15 protein-coding genes are annotated in these 16,661 nt (G+C 40.4%); 5 read left to right on the forward strand and 10 right to left on the reverse strand.

The annotated features are described in order from the left end of the window. Nucleotides 1-24: 24 nt before the first annotated feature. Complete coding sequence (locus tag NSQ66_RS16395) at nucleotides 25-897, reverse strand: GNAT family N-acetyltransferase (RefSeq protein WP_076142209.1); 873 nt, start codon at nucleotides 895-897, stop codon at nucleotides 25-27. Nucleotides 898-1,083: 186 nt separating this feature from the next. On the opposite strand from NSQ66_RS16395, the gene NSQ66_RS16400 reads away from it, so the two are divergent. Beyond that, on the forward strand, nucleotides 1,084-1,476 hold the full coding sequence (locus tag NSQ66_RS16400) for a hypothetical protein (protein ID WP_076099078.1): 393 nt from the start codon (nucleotides 1,084-1,086) through the stop codon (nucleotides 1,474-1,476). Nucleotides 1,477-1,586: 110 nt separating this feature from the next. Here the strand turns inward: NSQ66_RS16400 and NSQ66_RS16405 are convergent, their stop codons facing one another. Beyond that, nucleotides 1,587-2,267, reverse strand: coding sequence for an SDR family NAD(P)-dependent oxidoreductase (locus tag NSQ66_RS16405; protein WP_076099077.1), 681 nt, complete (start codon nucleotides 2,265-2,267; stop codon nucleotides 1,587-1,589). A 153-nt stretch (nucleotides 2,268-2,420) separates the two neighbouring features. On the opposite strand from NSQ66_RS16405, the gene NSQ66_RS16410 reads away from it, so the two are divergent. Beyond that, a complete protein-coding gene (locus tag NSQ66_RS16410) occupies nucleotides 2,421-2,969 on the forward strand; it encodes a TetR family transcriptional regulator (RefSeq protein WP_076099076.1) in 549 nt (182 codons plus the stop codon). A gap of 126 nt (nucleotides 2,970-3,095) precedes the next feature. On the opposite strand, the gene NSQ66_RS16415 is transcribed toward NSQ66_RS16410, so the two are convergent. From NSQ66_RS16415 to NSQ66_RS16425, 3 genes are all read right to left on the reverse strand, one after another. After that, the gene (locus NSQ66_RS16415; protein WP_076142202.1) at nucleotides 3,096-3,509 is read right to left on the reverse strand and encodes a VOC family protein; all 414 of its coding nucleotides are present in this window, start codon (nucleotides 3,507-3,509) and stop codon (nucleotides 3,096-3,098) included. Nucleotides 3,510-3,543: 34 nt separating this feature from the next. Next, entirely contained in the window at nucleotides 3,544-4,467 is a 924-nt protein-coding gene (locus tag NSQ66_RS16420) for a ketopantoate reductase family protein (protein ID WP_076142203.1), read from the reverse strand. A 255-nt stretch (nucleotides 4,468-4,722) separates the two neighbouring features. Next, a complete protein-coding gene (locus NSQ66_RS16425) occupies nucleotides 4,723-6,495 on the reverse strand; it encodes an ABC transporter substrate-binding protein (RefSeq protein ID WP_076142204.1) in 1,773 nt (590 codons plus the stop codon). 143 nt (nucleotides 6,496-6,638) lie between these two features. Between NSQ66_RS16425 and NSQ66_RS16430 the strand changes: the two genes are divergently transcribed. Continuing rightward, nucleotides 6,639-7,883, forward strand: a complete 1,245-nt coding sequence (locus NSQ66_RS16430; RefSeq protein ID WP_076142205.1) for an MFS transporter — start codon at nucleotides 6,639-6,641, stop codon at nucleotides 7,881-7,883. A 163-nt stretch (nucleotides 7,884-8,046) separates the two neighbouring features. Here NSQ66_RS16430 and NSQ66_RS16435 read toward each other — a convergent pair whose 3' ends face one another. After that, nucleotides 8,047-9,003 (reverse strand): WYL domain-containing protein, encoded by a 957-nt coding sequence (locus tag NSQ66_RS16435; protein ID WP_076142206.1) that lies wholly within the window; start codon nucleotides 9,001-9,003, stop codon nucleotides 8,047-8,049. A 111-nt stretch (nucleotides 9,004-9,114) separates the two neighbouring features. Between NSQ66_RS16435 and NSQ66_RS16440 the strand changes: the two genes are divergently transcribed. Both NSQ66_RS16440 and NSQ66_RS16445 read left to right on the forward strand, forming a co-directional pair. Continuing rightward, nucleotides 9,115-10,050 (forward strand): Gfo/Idh/MocA family oxidoreductase, encoded by a 936-nt coding sequence (locus NSQ66_RS16440; protein WP_076142207.1) that lies wholly within the window; start codon nucleotides 9,115-9,117, stop codon nucleotides 10,048-10,050. A gap of 587 nt (nucleotides 10,051-10,637) precedes the next feature. Beyond that, the gene (locus NSQ66_RS16445; protein WP_036684113.1) at nucleotides 10,638-11,903 is read left to right on the forward strand and encodes an IS110 family transposase; all 1,266 of its coding nucleotides are present in this window, start codon (nucleotides 10,638-10,640) and stop codon (nucleotides 11,901-11,903) included. A 454-nt stretch (nucleotides 11,904-12,357) separates the two neighbouring features. Here NSQ66_RS16445 and NSQ66_RS16450 read toward each other — a convergent pair whose 3' ends face one another. From NSQ66_RS16450 to NSQ66_RS16465, 4 genes are all read right to left on the reverse strand, one after another. Then, nucleotides 12,358-12,663, reverse strand: coding sequence for a DUF3889 domain-containing protein (locus NSQ66_RS16450; protein WP_076099071.1), 306 nt, complete (start codon nucleotides 12,661-12,663; stop codon nucleotides 12,358-12,360). A gap of 317 nt (nucleotides 12,664-12,980) precedes the next feature. Further along, nucleotides 12,981-13,607 carry a type 1 glutamine amidotransferase family protein gene (locus NSQ66_RS16455; RefSeq protein WP_076099070.1) on the reverse strand — a complete coding sequence of 209 codons (627 nt, stop codon included), beginning with the start codon at nucleotides 13,605-13,607 and terminating at the stop codon, nucleotides 12,981-12,983. A 109-nt stretch (nucleotides 13,608-13,716) separates the two neighbouring features. Beyond that, nucleotides 13,717-14,679 (reverse strand): YafY family protein, encoded by a 963-nt coding sequence (locus NSQ66_RS16460; protein ID WP_076099069.1) that lies wholly within the window; start codon nucleotides 14,677-14,679, stop codon nucleotides 13,717-13,719. A gap of 537 nt (nucleotides 14,680-15,216) precedes the next feature. After that, on the reverse strand, nucleotides 15,217-16,029 hold the full coding sequence (locus NSQ66_RS16465) for a hypothetical protein (RefSeq protein WP_036687600.1): 813 nt from the start codon (nucleotides 16,027-16,029) through the stop codon (nucleotides 15,217-15,219). Nucleotides 16,030-16,661 lie beyond the last annotated feature (632 nt).

Here is a 16,661-nt window from a genome sequence, read left to right on the forward strand (position 1 = left end):
GTAATCCTTCACTTTCAATAACTTTTATAGCTCAATCCGATATCGTCTTTCCTCATTTGTTAGAATAAATCCCACTGATTCATATAGCCGTAATGCTGAATCATTTTCCGTAAGCACCATCAGGCATGCCTCTTCCAGTCCGTGGGTTCTAAAATAGTTCAATGCTTGAAAAAGCATGTACTTAGCAATTCCGGATCTTCTCCATGGTTCAAGTACAAATACATTTTCGATATAGCCGCCCTTCTCTTCCTGCCAGACCATTAAGCTACCCGCAACCTTCTCCCCTTCTCGAACAACAAGTGATGTCCAGAGCGGATTTTGTTTGAATTCAGCTAACCGTTCTTTCCCTAGCGGAGTTTCCGGCCAAATCTCAGCTTCTAATTCCAAATAATGCTCGTCTTCTTCAGGCGTCTCCATATTCCAGGTTGCGAATTCAAGTTCCTTAGCCAGAGTGGGTTCGGACAAACCATCACTTAGATTGTGTTTCATCTTAAATAAGCTATTATAATGAGAGAAGCCCTTCACTTTTTCGAAAAATTGAGTATTCAAGACCTCTGCCGAATCGTTCCCTATACAAAGAGTGGTTTTGTAATCCTTTGATAAAGTTTCTTTTAATTCAAGGGCTCTTAATAAGAGTGACTGATACACTTTTTCTAATAAATCAAAATCACTTTCACGTTCTGGTATTGTTTTTAAGTTCAGGTAGATCGAATGTCTGCTATCCTTGGAACGGCCGGGCGGCACAATATTGATGATGCTCACTTGGCCTTTGGCCACCATTTTACCGTCCTCGAAAGCGCAATATACATTTTCCCAATTTTCCTCATTACCAACCCACCAAAAAACAACATTCCCCTTTGTAGATACCGAGTTATAAAGTTCCCCAAGTAATGGCATGTCACCTTGTTCAAAATGACGAATAGTAGTCAATGCAAAACCCCTTTTCAAATCATTAATATGGAATATATTTATAATAACATGCATGTCCACGCTACATTTGGTAATTAATTGTTATAAATAACTTCTCCTTGATGTAACATTTTTTAAGTAAACCCTGTCTTACTTATATAGGGGGACTAAAAGATGAGAAAACGATTTTTTATAGGGATTACGATATTTCTGATTGCTTGTGGAGTTGTTCTTGGCGTAGGGACGATATCAAATCTTCTGAGTCCGTTTAAAAGCTTCTCAGTCATCGTAGATAATCAATCTGATGTTGATATTAGCTCTATCGAAGTAGGATTAATTCGTGCGGATTCAAAGAAATTATATACAAGTCCAATAAAAGCAGGACAAAAGAAAAAATTCAAACCAAAATTGAGTCTAAATGGTGAAGGTGCTATATATCTTCGATACACCAACTCTAACGGACAGTCTAAAGAACAAACCGTGTGCGGTTATACCGAATATTTATCAGGTCATTCCAAAGTCACGATTACTAATGAACGCACTACCGTTGTTCAGCAATGTAATTAAATCCTTTCATCTGACCCTTCAATCCTGCTTCACTCTGATGAGAGATAAGTCTTCTAATAGATAAAAAGCCGCCATTAAGGCGACTTGCTTATCCAATAAGATTTAGTTTTTTAATTTGGAAAAAGGGTCGGGTCGAATCCTAGAGGGAATACTTCCTCAAAGTTATCTTGCTTTTCATATAAGCTATACCAAGTCTCTGCAATAACATCAGGATCACCAGCTGTTCCAGCTTGTATCATTGTCCCTATGGAAAGATGGCCGACAAATACTCCTTTATCTATTAACTGATTGTGTAAAGCAGTAGCATAATTTCGTATACCAGACATAACAATGCCGCCATTTCCTACAAAAGGCAACGGGAACATAGCAGAAATACCAGTGGTAAAAAGAATGGCTCCTGATCCTCTATGGATCATATCGGGTAATACTTCATTAACTGAAAGAACGGCGGGCAGCAAGTAACTGTTTATTTGTTCCAACACACTTTGAGGTGTAGTTTCCAGCACATGAGTGAATTTATCCCACCCTGCATACGGACTGAACTCTAGTACATCGATTGAACCAAACTCTTTTATTATCGCTTGAAAGACTTGTTTTAGCGCTGCTAAATCTGTCACATCCGCTACAAAAGATTGTGTTTCAATATTAAGTTTCTTAAGTTCACTTATAATCATTGATAATTTCTCGGGATTGCGTGAAATGACAGCCACCCTAAATCCATTAACTCCGAATTTTTTAGCTAGAGACAATCCTAACCCAGGCCCTGCACCAACGATAACAATATTTTTCATTTTTGATGAACTCCTTTTCTATGATATATTAAAGCAACAGCTGTTGCTTTAATTGCTAATATACAGCTACTAATTTAATGTATCAATCAACAATCAACCTGCAAATGTTGCTATAGCAACAAGATTGCTAAATTGTTGGGTAGGAGTGAAGTAATGGCTACTAAAGTAAACAATATTCGGCTGACACAGACTAAACAGTCTTTAATTGACTCCTTTTTAAGGTTAGTTTCCCTGAAGGATTTTGAGAAAATAACAATCGTCGATATAACAAAGGGAGCTAAAGTTAATCGAGCCACGTTTTATGCACACTTTAATGATAAATATGAATTATTGGATTATATTATGGGTGATTCGGCATCCGCGGCTATTGTAAAACATACTGAAGGAGAAATTAAATTCGATCAAGAAGGCATCATTCAACTCGTATTATCGGTATTCGATTTCTATCAGCAACCGAACATACAATGCCGCAGCAGTTATATAGGGATGGTTGTCCCTCAATTGAAAGAGAAGATTGTAAATGAGCTGAAGGTTCACTTATCTAACGCTTTAGGAGATAACATGAAAAGCTTTTATGTACCGATCATCGCACAAATGATCCATGAAGGTGTCTATCAATGGGTAACAGGAAATAATACTATAAATCAACAAGAAGTCGCCGAGAGAATTTCATCATTAGTCATAAGCGGGCTGCAATCGTGAGTTAAAATCAGAAGAGTCCTCAGACCTTTCCGCTGCCTGACACTAAGGGGCCGAGTTCGTCATTTATAGACGACCTCGGCCCCTTGTGATACAGCGTATTATCTGTCTGTGCAACACATCAATCGTTTACACATTCCCCAGAAGATTTAATTGCCAAGACACGCCAAATTGATCCGCCACCCAGCCAAATTTCGAACTGAATGGATATTCACCTAGTGGCATGAGCACCTGTCCACCCTGGGATAATGCTTCATAAACGCGGTCAATTTCAGCTTCACTTTCACAATTCACATATAAGGATACCGCTGGAGTAAAGGTGAATCCATGCTTCACATAGCTATCTATACACATAAAAACTTGTCCATGTAATGAAAAAGTAGCCTGCATGACACTCCCTTCAGGTCCTGCTTCGTCCGCTCCATAACGCTTAATACTGATGATTTCGGAGTGATCAAATAAAGAAGTATAGAAATTCATAGCTTCTTCAGCCTTTCCTTCGAACATTAGAAAAGTCATTATCTTTTGATTCAGTTCCTTCATAATCGTCCAGCTCCTTACAGTCATTTTATACAGATCATCTCATATCATTAACGCTTTCGTATACTTTCAAACGGGCATATACGGTTTCAAGAATGGGATACGCAACTTGACCAGGTACAGCCATCGCCAAAAGTGCACCATGCAGATGCTCAGCTTCCACTGGCAGATGTTTTAGCATATCCCTATGCATAGAGGAGGTAAATTCGGGCAGGACCGAATCCATCTTTTGCATCGTGACCGACACCATATCTGGTCCAACAGGCATACCTGCACTTTGCGCTATGCTCACGATCTCATTCAGAAGCTGCTCATAAATAGCACGAGCTGTAGGTGAGGCTAAAATAGGTCCAACCGAGCTATCCATTAAAGTTGTAATCCCGCTTAAACTAGCTACGAATATATATTTCTGCCACACTTCGCGTTGAATATCAGAACTTAATATCACAGTGAATCCTGCTTTATCCAAATGGCTGAGAAGTATCTGCATCCGTTCTGACTCCCCACCCGCCCATTCACCAAACACAATACTATGGAAAGAACTACTTTGTATGATAGCTCCATTCGAATCTAACGTTGTTTCGATATAACAAAGACCACCCAGTACCTTTTCTGCTCCAAAATGCTGCTGCAAAATACCAAAATGTTTATACCCATTGAGGAGCGGGAGAATCATTGTATGTTCACCGACGAAAGGGGTTAGATCCATCATCACCTGAGGCAAATGATAGGCCTTCACTGCAATAATAATACAGTCAAAAGGCTCTGCCTTCTCCCCGTATGTAATCGTCCGAACGGGAGTCTGAAAGTCACCATGCACACTTTTTATTGCCAGACCCTCATCTTCTAACTGCTTTTGTTTAGTAGAACGGACTAGAAAAGTTACATCTTCCCCTTTTTGAACTAGACGCCCTCCAAAATAACCACCAATAGCTCCTGCACCCACGAATAGAAAACGCATGTAAGTCTCCCCTTTTTTCACCTTATTTTAAACAAATAAAAAGACCGCTTAGCTTATCCGCTAAACAGGTCCGAATGGCAAAAAAAGAGTCAAGTATCGACCGTTCTTTTGTCTCGGTCCATACGGATCTGAGCAAAATCCAACGAGTTCACCTCCATGGCTACAATTAAATTACTATTCATAAATCTGATCCAACTAGAGCACCATTCGATTCTATCGATACAGCCTCCCTGGAAAGTATAACAAAAGAAAACCTTAAAGCCTAGTTTTAATCCATAACTTGGAGATGTCCAAAAACCCGAAGGAACCGGTGTGCAGACCAAACAGGCTTTGATTTAGCTGAGCTTTTTTATTCATATGACAGCCATGCAGCACCCAATAATTGTCTCGTAAAATTCCCTCCGCTTGATTCAGCAGCTTCACCCGTTCATCCTTTGGAGATTCTGTGAAAGGACCTAACACCTTTGAAAACAATGAAATCTGGTCCTCTCTAAGCAAAGAAAATAAATAATTAGATTTATTATTAAAGTAGTTAATCATTCCCCATTGCCAATCGTCTTCTAAAACCTCTTCAGCAAGCTGGATCTCGGCTGTTGTCTGTATATGATCTGCTTTAAACTCATTGAAAAAGTATAATTTAATTTGCAAACCAACGGAGGCAGCGCGTGTTTGGAGCCATAACGCTTCTTCTCGTTCTTCTTTTTTATCCTTAGTTGCTAAAGTAATGACTTCTCCCTGATACCCATTTTCCGCTAAAAGCGCTCGGGCATGTTCCAAAGTTGGATCTACAAGCTCTCTCTTACTGCTCTCCCATGGCAAAAAGCTATCTGCTGGAGTGATACGATTGCCACCCAACTCTTTTATTAAAGCCGTTCGACTGTAAAGGATACGGATCACTTGACGAAACCATAGCTGCTGATGAATTCCCTCTCTATGAAAATTAAACAGAATATATCTACAGCCTAAGGCCGGGTAATCTATACTGTGATTGCTGATGATATCAGGTAAAAGTTCTCCATGTTCAGGATTTGGCAGCTGGTATTGGCGTTCATTAGAAGCCTCTTTTGGCAAATACCAAATCTCAACACGATCCAGGAGCGGCCGAATTCCGAAATAAAAATCAAAAGCTGCGAGCACCAATACATCCTCATTCAGATCCATTAAACGGTAAGGACCTGTACCGATCACTTCACTAGTGATGTCTATATCGTATGGGAGTATGGACATGTGAATGCAACTAAACAGATGCAGAAAAAAGAGATTTGGACGAGACAGATCAAACCGGATTCGATGATCTCCTTCAACCTCTACTCGTTCGATATCCTTATAAAGTTTCACCGCAGGGCTATTCAAGTCAATAAGCCGTTGTAGCGTCTCTTTTACATCTCTCGAGGTCATAATTCTTCCGTGATGAAAGCGTACCCCCTTGCGGAGGTAAAAAATATAACTTGTATGCTCCTCATTAGCTTCCCACATATGGGCCAAACCAGGAAGAAAGGCATCGGTCGTTGCGTCATAAGTAACTAGTGTGCTATAGATCTGACCCAGCAAATAGGATTCAAAAGCGGTGTATACATAAGCAGGGTCCAGTACTTCCTTATGCCGGTTACGGGTAATCCGCAGGACGTCCAGCCCTGAGGTTGACTCTGCTTCACTACGGAAACCCATCTGTTTATTTAACATCGTTAACAATCGTTCCTTTAAGGGTCCGGTCACCTGATCGCTGCTCATCAATTCGATAGCTTCTTTTATCTTGCCTTTACTGACTAACTCCTGAAAGCTATCCTCGAACACCTCATCAATACTTTTTAAAAAAGTAAGTTGAGAGATATGCCCCCTGCCTCTCCCCGGCTGCCATAGAATATATTCCTGCTCTTCCAGTTTCCGCAGAACGAATTTAACATTGCGTGGAGTGCAAATTAGGATCGAAGCCAATAAATCTATCGTCACAGGAACAGGTTCATTCACTTTGAACGAACTAGTAACGCTTGCTGCTAAACATAAAAAATGATTACTTATCTGGTCCAAATGGTTCACTCCTTTAAAGGTGAAACGGTCAATGTATTTCTTACACTTTTCCTTCCCCCTTTTATCATTATAATTATACATAAATCAACAATGAATATGCAGCAACAATATTAGAGCAATAAGACTAGGAGATCGTAATCATTATGAAACAGCATCTAAGGCACATTCACCCTCTAGCCTGGACAATTATCATCGGCACCATGTTCGGACGTCTGGTGACCTCGATGAGCATCCCATTCTTATCCATCTATCTGACCCAAGTTCTCGGAGCTTCCCCGACACAAACAGGGATTACGGTCGCGGTTAGCTCGCTGGCAGGCGTATTGGCTAGTTTCTATGGCGGTTATATTTCTGATATTGTTGGCCGCAAAATCGTGATGTTAATCTCGGTATTTGGCTGGGCAGCCGTCTTCTTCGGATTCTCAGTGGCTCAGCATCTATGGGTATTTTTCTTGGTAAACACCCTAAATGGCTTATGTCGATCAGTATTCGAGCCTACTTCACGGGCACTTTTGTCCGATATTACACCACCCGAGAGCAAGCTGCTTGTCTTTAATCTTAGATATGCAGCAATTAATCTTGGTGTAGTATTTGGTCCGATCATTGGGCTACAGCTCGGCTCTGCGGAATCAACTTTTCCTTTTCTAATCGCCGGAATCGTATATGTTGCATACGGAATTGTATTATTCATGCAATTTAAGGCACATCGTTCAAGCATGCCCGCCCGTACACAAGCTCAAGCACCACGTTTACTCGAAGCTTTGACAATCACAGGAAAAGACCGTGTGTTCCTGCCAGTATTGCTGGGTATAATCTTTTGTGTGTTAGGATACGGTCACTTCGGCTCAACAATGGCTCAATATTTAGCGATGAACACGCATTTCACCAATGGGGGGCAATTGTTCTCCTATATGCTTTCACTGAATGCTATAACCGTGTTAGTAGTGCAGTATCCCATTGTACGTACGGCAAGTAAATTTCCACCGATTGTCCCTTTAATACTTGGGAATATCTGCGTTGCACTTAGTCTTCTCTTAGTGGGGCTTGCTGGTGGTGTGGCTCTACTAATGATCAGTGTAGTTCTGTTCACTATAGGGGAAGTCTTACTCTTTACGATGATGGACATGTTAATCGATCGGATTGCCAAACCTGAAATGAAAGGGACGTACTTTGGTACGATTGGCTTTAATAATTTAGGGAGTGTTATGGCACCTATCTTCGGTGGGGTGTTGTTAGACCATTATGGCGCTCAGAATGGCCTTGCGATCTTTGTGCCGTTGGCTTTAACAACAGCTTTTGGTCTTCCTTTTCTTCTCGTAGCGCACAAAAGACTTGTTGCCAGAGAGAAATTAACACTTGGTATTAAAAATAGAGCAATAAAAGGATGATTTTCCAATTCAATACGTTGTTTATTGGATCATCCTCATCTCGGTTAACATAATCATTATTATGTTAACCAATTATATGAATTAATTCTTTTAATCAGAAAAGAGGGACCGTATCTTTGCAGAATATGCAATAGCTACGGTCTCTTTTACATAGAAAAAACGGTTAATCATATATTCCCTGAAGAAAACTCAGCTGGCCTTTTACATATTGCCTTAGCTCTAAGGGCTCCATGATTTCGGAATGACCTATTATGCACCAGACATTAGCACATGCACTTTCATAACCAAACATATTCACCTTTAAAATGAATGCATCCCCTTCTTCTCTCATTTCCATGATCTCTAGCTGAGATAAAGAAGACATTGTTCTCTTATCAGCTCTGATCACAACAGGATAGACCTCTTCTTCTTTACACGCTTGCTTAAAAACCTGTCCCTGCTGCTTCCAGTGCTCTTCTAATGAAAAATCCATAGGTATAGAGTACTCTTCTTCCACAAGCTGCGTAGAGACAATTCGCTCACATTTAAACGTTCGGATTTGATTAGCTTCTTCACAGTAGGCTATAAGATACCATTCCTCTTTTTTCACCACAAGACCATAGGGCTGTAATTTCCTGCACGATACTTCTCCGTTAACCTTTTGGTACTTAACCTGTAGTTTCTGAGATCGCCAAACGGCTGTCCGGATAGATTCCAGACAGGGGATTTCTATTCGTTCTGTCCACCAAGGTGTGTCATCGAAATAAAAGCGCTTTTGCGCTTTCTGAATGTCAGGTTGATAGGATGCGGGCAATGTTTTTTCTAATTTCAACAGCGTCGTCTTCAGCTTAAGACCAGATTCAGAATGTCCTCCAGAATAGATGCCCATACCTGTTAAATATAGATTGATTACATCTTCACCATGTAACTGCTTCAGGTTAACTGTATATCCCTCCATTAAGGAGATACCACCATTCGGCCCCGACATAGACAACAAAGGAATTCCAGCTTCAGCTAGTACATCAATATCTCTATAGATTGAACGTACAGAAGTCTCCAAGGCTTGAGCTAGTTCATTGGCCTTCATTTTCCCTCTCGACTCCACTAATAATAAAATAGCAATCAAACGATGCAAACGCATGGGAACCTCCGAGCTTTTCTTTTTTATCAAGTATACTTCAAAATTCTTGCCATGATGTTGTCAACAATAAGAGGTTATGATTAGTTCATTACATAAAGGGAGCTGAAACATATGAAAATTGCCGTTTTAGGAACAGGGTTCGGAGCTTATCATGCAGAATTATTGACGAAAAATGAGCGTGTAGACAAAGTTATTGTTTATGGTAGAAATGAAGCTAAGCTGCAAAATTTAAAACAAGCTTTAGGCGTTGAGATTACCACAAATATAGAGGATATCATGCTTGATACCAAAATTGATGTGATCGATATCTGTCTGCCCGTAACTTTACATAGACAGTTTGCCGTTGAGGCGCTTAAGCATGGGAAACATGTATTCTGTGAAACACCTGTATGCTTTAACAATGAAGATGCCCTTGCGATGAAGGAAGCAGAACAACAGTATGGCAGACGAATCCTCGTGAACCAATTTATTAAATTTGATCCTGCGTACAAATATTTATACGAAACCACTCATCAAGAGAAATATGGAAAGCTCTTAGCCTTCACCTTAAAAAGAGAAACGGCACCTCTGTGGGGTGATCTCGGACTTCATTCTATCTCCACAAATCTGATGATTCACGAACTTGATTTTGTTACCTGGCTGCTTGGGTCTTTAGAAGAATACTCTGTGTGGGGAACCGATGGTGGACGAAATGAACAAGCGTTAGTACGTACCCATTTTCAGAAAACGAATGTCTCCGCAGAAATCGTTGTATCCTCACAAATGCCAGCTGGTTATCCTTTTTCCGTAGGGTATGAAGCTTATTTTGAACAAGGAAAGCTTGTCTATCAAGAAAGTGACGACATGAACGGAAAGGTTGAAGGATCATTAATTGAATATACCTCTGCAGGTAAACAGCAACTATTGATAGAACAAGCTAATCCTTTTGAAAAGAGTATTACGCATGCTATCCAATGCTTAGAGGAGGGTACTTCATCCATAATCGAGTTAGACCATGCCCTACAAGCTATGGAACTAGCAATAAAAATAGAAAAAAAGCTTGTGTAAACATAGAGGTTGGTGTTGGGTATCCTTTTTCATGGGTTTTGTTTGTGGGGGCGTAGAACTTATTGAATTAGTGAATTGTAGCTAGGGAGAGGAATAGGTTTTGATTTTTCTATTGTGAATTTTTCATATGTTGAAATTATAGAACAAAGTAGTAATTTTAGTCCTTTTTGGTAAGCTGTCCTTAGTTCTAGTTTATAAAATGCTGTTATTTCACAGCATTTTGGAGAGATTTCATCCTGGGATTAAGATAGTTCAATTAGAGGTTAAACTAGTCATACGATGAAAATTCCCAAAAATCGTGGACCCTGCTGATATTGAGGAGGTAATGTCCGAGGCAAATAGGGTTTTAGAATGGCGCCTTATAAAACCAGCGGCAGTCTTGGACTGGAAAATAAAGTCCTATCTTTAATCCACCTCTATTACTCTTCTCATTTAAAGTACACACCTACATCACGTTATTCTGCCCGTTAGAATTCCTGTAAACTGAATAATTTGGAGTTTGAACAAAAACGAGCGCCTCGGTAACATGGGAGTTGGATACGGGTCTACAGCCCTTTTAATCTCACCATTTAGGAGGTCGCTCTACTATGAAGTTTAAAGCTCAAGACAAGCAAAATCAACTCATTGAAAACATTACCGTTCATCATTTGGTCATTGGCGTAGACATCGCCCAAGAAGTCCATGTGGCCCGCGCGGTCAGCTTTCGTGGGATTGCTTTGGGAACTCCGCTCGAATTCGGTAACCATCGTGAAGGGTTCGATCTGTTCGAACGCTGGATCCAAGATCTACTCAAATCCTACAAACTTAGCAGCGTCATAGTTGGTATGGAACCCACTGGCCACTACTGGTTTAGCCTGGCACGTTGGCTCCTCGATCAAGGCATGGAGCCCGTTCTGGTTAATCCTCATCTCGTCAAAAAGAACAAGGAAAACCGAGATAATACACCGTCTAAAAGTGACCATAAAGATGCGCTTGTCATAGCAGACATGGTCAAAAACGGGTACTACTCCCCTGTTCGTTTTCATCCCGAAGATTACGAGGAACTACGTATTCTAATGGCGAACCGAGAGACGGTTACCAAGCGCCTCAACGCTGCGGTTAATCAGATTCATCGCTGGGTAGACATTGTTTTCCCTGAACTTCGTCAGGTTTTTAAAATCCTCACTTGCACCAGTGCAATCGCAACACTCCGACTCTTCCCCTTGCCAAAAGAGATCCGTCTGTTAAATACGGAACAGGTCCTTGCCGGTTGGAAGCAATATGTAAAGCGTCATGCTGGAGTTAAACGTGCTGAGCTACTCATTTCACTTGCGAAATCCAGTGTGGGTGCCACTCAGGCACTCCACGCATACAAGCTCCATCTTGGGCAATTGCTCGAAGAATATGACCTGGCCCAGCGCCAGCTTGAACAAATTGAGCATGAGCTCCGCCTCATTCTTAAGCGTATTCCTTATGCACAGAAGCTCCTTGAAATACGAGGCATCTATGTTACGAATCTAGCTGGTGTACTCGGTGAGGCTGGTGATCTAAGCGGATATACGCACGGAAATGCTTTACTGCGTCATGCTGGGTTAAATCTAGCTGAAGCTAGCTCCGGGAAATGGCGAGGAAAGATGGTGCTCAGCAAACGAGGCCGGCCACGTTTACGTCATTTTCTTTATCTCATGACAATGAGTATGGTTATGACAAATCCGGAGATACGAGCGGCACATCGTTATAATGTAGAGGAAAAGAAACTGAAGAAGATGAAATCCATTATGAAATTAATCGGTAAAGTAGCGAGAATGCTAGTCGCATTGGCTAAAAGCAGTACCGCTTACGAACCGATCAAGGTATTCCCACAAGCAGCATAAAACCAATTAATCCTCATCGACTCATGCATTCGCAGGATAACAAGAAGCACGGAGTATCGGGAGACGTTACGCAAAAGGGCTCGGACCCGTTCCGTTAGAAAGACCGACCTCCACCCCTTAGTTAGATGTGACGAAGGAATGAAAGGGCTATGACCCGTTGAGACATGGGAGTGAGAATCGCTAGGGCGAAGTGGAGACGTGCATATAATGGAACAATATGGGTGATCCTTATTCACCCTTATTTACGCATGCCCAATTCCCCATCTCCCAGCCACCGGCTCCTTCATCATCCTCTTCATCACTTTAACTACAGGATGAAATCCTGCGAATTCATGAGTCTGAGTGAGGAAACTGAATCATTTCGAGGGAGCTGAACAGGCTGCCTATGATCTCGGCAGCCTGTTGTCATTGTGCTATCGTGCCCCATTAGCGTAAATAGCGAGATTTATTAAATCTAACGATTAGTTTCAGAAAACTGAATCGATTGGATTGTATCAGTTGATGGGTCAAATTGGATTGATACAAAAACCCCAAACTCGTTACCTGCTTTGCTTCTAATCCATAGTTTGAATTTCTCTTCAGACTTTTTAGGTGTTAGTTCAGTACGACCAATGTGCTTATAATCAATTATGACTGCATTGTATCGTTTTTGTGTTTCCTCTACTGCAATTTTGCCCCATTTTGCGTATTCAGGCGCAGCCACTACTGTAACAGTGGAAAAAATAAGTATCACCAAAAATGATATCAGTATTTTTTTCATAATAACCGCCCATCTGGAGAAGTTTTCAGTAATATCTCCCACTTTATCCAAATGTATTCTTAAACAACTTAATGCCAGCGTGCAGTCTACAACTTTATTTTTTCAATTAATCAAGATCTAGATTTAGGAAAGTCAGATATAATAAAGGGTTCTACATATTATACATGACTAATATGTGGAACCCTTTATGCTTAACTATCGTACTCCATTAGGATTCCTATGGAAGGAATATTTTAAGTCGCATTGTTACTCATGTGGCATCTTGTCCATATCCATATATACAACACACTTTCACTTTTCCTTAAATGCTGATACCTTCATTGTATTGAATTCATCAACTCATAGTAATATTTAGAATCATTAGTCTTATTAAGGCTATACCAGGCGTCTAATGTTTTTGGAGAAAACACATCCAAAGCTTTCAAGATGTGTGCAGAAAATTCCAATGGAGCTATTCCAGATGCTGTGATCAGTTTTCCATCCGTTACAGCAGACTCCATTTTGTAATACTTTTCTCCTGTATAAGTGGGACAGATCATTTTAAGGTATTCCAGATCATTGCTTGTATGCCCACGTGAATTCAGCAATCCTGTCTGGGCAAGTCCCATTGTAGCACCACAAATCGCTGCAACCCATATACCTTCCCTTAAACACCTTTCAGCGATTTTTAAGAGGGGGTGGTGAATGGTTTCTGTCCATGTATCTCCACCGGGTAAAATCAATAGATCTGATCTTTCAATGCTGCACTCATCCAATTTGATGTCAGGCAGTATTTTCAATCCGCCCATTGTAGTTACTGGAGTCTTATCAATTCCCACGGTAACTATTTTTGACGGGACCAGCCCCTTTTTATAATATCTTCCCGATTTCAGTTCGGCAGTTACGTAGCCTATTTCCCAGTCTGCCATTGTGTCAAACACATAAAGATATACCGTATTATTCATTTGCAAGTTCTCCTTATTTTACAATTCATCTAGTGATACCAACCATCGGTAATCAATGATTATCGTCATTATAAAATGACTTCACTGACATCCGCTGTCAGTGAAGTTATTAAAGTTGATAATATTCCAATAACTCCGACACCACACCAACAAGTTTTTCCTTCAAACTCTGTGGTTCGATTACTTGAATGGATTTCCCGTAGGATAAGAGAAAATTAGGAACATAGGTATGAATTGATTTTTCCTCAAGTAAAAAGATTGCTTGATTTGATGTACGCTCTTTCAGATGATGCCCCAAAAACCAATGCAGGCATAAGTCATCCAACGCCTCTGACCTACCTTCGATAACTAAAGCAATTAACCCGTCCTTGCCGACTAAATCAGGTAATAGATTTCGCAAAAAAAATTCTCGAGCCAAAAAAGCTTCGGAACGTTTAAATATGTTTTGAGTCCGCTTGATTTGTAAAATCCGTTCTACCCGAAAGCTGCGAATCTCATTTCTCAGGTGGCAAAATGCAACAATATACCATTTATTGTTCCAGTACACCATACCATAGGGATCTATCACCCTAGTCTTGGGTTGATCATCACGGCGTGTGTGATAATCAATTTCTACAGAGAACTCGTTTGCTACAGCTTGCTCCAATTCCGCTAATACTGGCTGAATAGAAGGATCTCCCCTACGGTTTATAACTTCAAATCCGGCTAAATGACGGCTGAGAACACTTTCCTGTTCCTCATTCGAATACATTTTCAATTTGGATGTCGCATTACCTAATGCCTCACTCAAAGGGTATCCGGCTTCTTTTGCAAAAACAGCAGCATGAAGAAGTGCTTTTTTTTCTTCAATATCAAATAGCAGTGGTGCTCTGATAAAATTATTCAGTAGGCTATACCCGCCATTATGACCAGTGTCGGATATTATAGGCACTCCACTGGCACTTAGCGCATCAATATACCGATAGACTGTCCTTATATTTATTTCTAACTTTTCGGATATTTGTTTTGCGGTCATTTTAACACCCGAATTCAGCATCCATAGGATTGCCAGCATATTATCGTTTTTTGGCATCACATATACCTCATCTTTTATTAGGATCGCTCAAAATTATTAGCTTTGCGAATCGCCTGCATCCCTTTATTCATCGATCTTCCAGCCTTTCAATCCTCACTTAGCAATCTATAAACAACAATCTGCAATTTTTAACATTGCTGCTCTTAGCTCAACCCAACAATCTACTTTACCACAACTTGTGATACAGTTCACCGCGCTGTTTTTAACGGTGAGTTTTTGGGTCATCCTTTGCAGGATGCTCTTTCTTTGATCCGCTAGGTTCCAATTGCCCTAACCGCCGTTCAGGGGACTAAAGAATATACTCAGCATATACATCACCTCGAAGAATGGATATTTCCAGTTCAATAAACTTGAGTGATGCGTATAGACTTTACCAAGTAGACAGTTAATAACGCCTTTACACAAAAACAAACTTACCATGCGTCTGCTCATGAGCAGTAACGCACGGTAAGTTCCATCAATAATAACTCTTTATTTGGTAATATGTTGTATTTTTACGAAAATATCTTCCTTCTTCATTTATTTATGCCGTCATCAGTATTTAAGCTCAATATTCTTCCACATGGTATTCCCATCCTTGTCGAAGCCTGTCATCTCGGTAGCGCTCATCAATTCGCCTGTTTTGACATCAAAGAAAGCGCTCATTCTCAAACTGTCATTCTCACGATTAGGAGAATTTGGCGAGATACCCATAACTCTTAGCAGCAGACGTGTTTTGGAGGAGTTAGGATCAGTATTATACCTGCTGATAGTAAAATGATACCCCTTGATCCAGTCATCTGCTATAGCAGGATTTCCTGGTTTCATCCCCAGTCTCTCAACAGCTTGTTTAACTGCATCGGAAGAATCGATTTGAATATCAGATATCGCATACTGTCCTTTTACAAGTAAATTCTTATCGTGCTTTTTCACATCAGTCTTAATGGCCATTCCATTATCGATCTTGATATAAATAAAAACATTCCCTTTCTTGCTGCCAAATTCGAGATTCCAAGCATCTCTTGTTCCATCCGAACCATCGGTTCGTTCCTGGGAAACAGAAGTGTCATCCGTGCTTGTTATGTTAATAAGTAATGGCTCTTCTTCCGTAAGCTTATTCGCCTCTGAGTACCCAAGGCGCAGTGCCTCCATCGCGGTTACGCTCTTCTTTTCATTGGTTCCCTTATTCGTTATTGTGGCAGCTGGTTTCTCTGTCTCGTTAATCATCTCACTGGTTGTTGTGACGGCCTGTTCCTCTGATTTGTTAGAAGAGCCGTCGAAAAGAACATTTTTCATACTGAAGAATAGAACGACCATAATCACAATCAATGTAATTGAGGCTATGCTAACATATTTCTTCTTACGCAAGGCTGCTTCTCCTTAGTTAATAAGTATAAGAAACTTTGGTTACGCCATAATTAACTGCTGAAGTAGTATCCGTACTGTCCACACAATGACGATTAAATTTTCCAATTTTTAACACAATAAAATCATACAATAATATTTCTTCAAATGCAATTTTTGTCGCATATTTAAAAATAATGGATATTATTCACATTAACTCGAAACGAAATTGATCCTAGCTCACTGGTTTCAAGGGTTAAACTTGCCCCTATTTATGATACAGTTCACCGAGTATGATCTTAAATTAAGCTGCCCGTAAGCTGGATAAGCTAACAGTCATTCCCTCAAATCCATTGATAGACCTCCGCATAGGAAAACTTAAGTTGTTCTCGCAACTTTTTATTTTCTTCTTCGAGCTTCTTCATCTTTCGTTTTAACGACGCAATGATGGCGTCCTTGTTGTTTTCATCCATCTCCCGCTTAATTTGTTTCGGTGTCGGCTCTTGAACTTGCTGCTGACGAAGCGATTCAATGCAAATTCGTATCTCAGGATTGTCTTACCCGGTAAGCACTTTATTATTCAGTCTAATACTTGTTTTCATCGAACGCCAACGGATAATTGCATTTCTCCGCCTCATGCGTTACACTCTTTATAT

This window comes from Paenibacillus sp. FSL H3-0329, assembly GCF_037963285.1.
Taxonomy (GTDB): domain Bacteria; phylum Bacillota; class Bacilli; order Paenibacillales; family Paenibacillaceae; genus Paenibacillus_AQ; species Paenibacillus_AQ odorifer.

Excerpts from the sequence above, each read along its gene's own strand:
- NSQ66_RS16395 (WP_076142209.1), bottom strand. The coding sequence starts at position 897 with ATGCCATTACTTGGGGAACTTTATAACTCGGTATCTACAAAGGGGAAT.
- NSQ66_RS16400 (WP_076099078.1), top strand. The coding sequence starts at position 1,084 with ATGAGAAAACGATTTTTTATAGGGATTACGATATTTCTGATTGCTTGT.
- NSQ66_RS16405 (WP_076099077.1), bottom strand. The coding sequence starts at position 2,267 with ATGAAAAATATTGTTATCGTTGGTGCAGGGCCTGGGTTAGGATTGTCT.
- NSQ66_RS16410 (WP_076099076.1), top strand. The coding sequence starts at position 2,421 with ATGGCTACTAAAGTAAACAATATTCGGCTGACACAGACTAAACAGTCT.
- NSQ66_RS16415 (WP_076142202.1), bottom strand. The coding sequence starts at position 3,509 with ATGAAGGAACTGAATCAAAAGATAATGACTTTTCTAATGTTCGAAGGA.
- NSQ66_RS16420 (WP_076142203.1), bottom strand. The coding sequence starts at position 4,467 with ATGCGTTTTCTATTCGTGGGTGCAGGAGCTATTGGTGGTTATTTTGGA.
- NSQ66_RS16430 (WP_076142205.1), top strand. The coding sequence starts at position 6,639 with ATGAAACAGCATCTAAGGCACATTCACCCTCTAGCCTGGACAATTATC.
- NSQ66_RS16435 (WP_076142206.1), bottom strand. The coding sequence starts at position 9,003 with ATGCGTTTGCATCGTTTGATTGCTATTTTATTATTAGTGGAGTCGAGA.
- NSQ66_RS16440 (WP_076142207.1), top strand. The coding sequence starts at position 9,115 with ATGAAAATTGCCGTTTTAGGAACAGGGTTCGGAGCTTATCATGCAGAA.
- NSQ66_RS16445 (WP_036684113.1), top strand. The coding sequence starts at position 10,638 with ATGAAGTTTAAAGCTCAAGACAAGCAAAATCAACTCATTGAAAACATT.
- NSQ66_RS16450 (WP_076099071.1), bottom strand. The coding sequence starts at position 12,663 with ATGAAAAAAATACTGATATCATTTTTGGTGATACTTATTTTTTCCACT.
- NSQ66_RS16455 (WP_076099070.1), bottom strand. The coding sequence starts at position 13,607 with ATGAATAATACGGTATATCTTTATGTGTTTGACACAATGGCAGACTGG.
- NSQ66_RS16460 (WP_076099069.1), bottom strand. The coding sequence starts at position 14,679 with ATGCCAAAAAACGATAATATGCTGGCAATCCTATGGATGCTGAATTCG.